The sequence below is a fragment of the Streptomyces sp. NPDC059371 genome (assembly GCF_042751995.1).
Classification (GTDB): Bacteria; Actinomycetota; Actinomycetes; order Streptomycetales; family Streptomycetaceae; genus Streptomyces.
Genome location: NZ_JBHYXD010000149.1, coordinates 1,961 through 3,050 on the forward strand (window position 1 = coordinate 1,961; position 1,090 = coordinate 3,050).

Consider the following 1,090-nt stretch of genomic DNA (forward strand, 5'->3'; position numbering starts at 1 on the left):
GTGACTCCCACCCCCCCCCCCCCGGGGCCCCCGCCGCGGCGGCGCGCGGGGGGCCCCCCCGCCGCGCGGGGGGGTGCCCGGCGCGGGGGCCCCCCCCGCCCGCCCCCCCCGACAGGTCGATCTGGAGCAGCGGCTTGGTCATGCCGAAGAGGGTGCCGGCGGGGTCGTCGGACGAGCACAGCAGCCGGGTCGCGGTCACGAAGTCGCAGCCCTGTACGTCGCGTACGGCGTGGTCGAGGTTGATGGTCGAGGCCTGCGGAAGGTCGGCCGAGGGCGAGGTGGCCGGATTGACGCCCGGGGTCGGGAACACCAGGAGCCGGTTCATCGTGCCGTACTCGCCGGACACCATCCACGTACCGCTCGGCGCGATGGTGACGAAGGAGTTGTTCAGCGCCTCTCCGGCGCTCAGCTTGTGGACGTACTCCGACCAGGCGCCGCCCGGTGCCTGCACGCGGAACATCTTCGCGCTGCCGGAGTCGCTCTGGTAGGGCTCCACGTAGTAGCCGTTGTACGAGGCGTCCGGGTCGCCCACGTGGTTCCAGCCCCGGCCGCTCACGCTCGCGGGGATCGTGCCGATGCCCGTGTAGTGGTTGGGGCTGCCGGCCGGGACCTCGACGGAGGTCAGGCCCTGGCTCTCGGTCAGCGGGTCGGCGCGGTCCGAACCCACCTCGTTCCAGGTGTCGGCGGCCGAGGCGGGCGCGCCGCCGGCCACGCAGAGGACGGCGGCGGTGGTGAGGGTGACGAGGCCGGCCAGGACCGCGTGACAACGTTGCCGTGCGGGCATGCGCATGAAGGGTGCTCCTCGATGGGGGGTGTCCGGTCGGCGCACAGTCTGGCCCGCCGCGATGGTCATGTACAGACCAACACGTGGACGCCGGACGACACCTCCCGGTCCACGAGTCGCCAATCACCCCAGCCACCGGGAATCCGGCCCCGCCCCCTCGTCGAGCCGCCGGGCCCCGCCCCCCGAACACGGCCGAGCCCCGCGGCGCACGCGGGGGGGGGGGGGTGGCGCCCGGGGGGGGGCGGGCGCGCGGGGCGGGGCGCGGGAGCCGGGGCCCCCGGCCGGCCGGCCCGCCGCGGGTGGTGC

The 1,090-nt window shown here is 76.1% G+C and carries 1 protein-coding gene; it reads right to left on the minus strand.

The features are described from left to right. The coding region (locus ACFXGX_RS41055) for a hypothetical protein (RefSeq protein ID WP_384802871.1) at positions 1-790 on the minus strand (790 nt) is incomplete at its 3' end. Positions 791-1,090 lie beyond the last annotated feature (300 nt).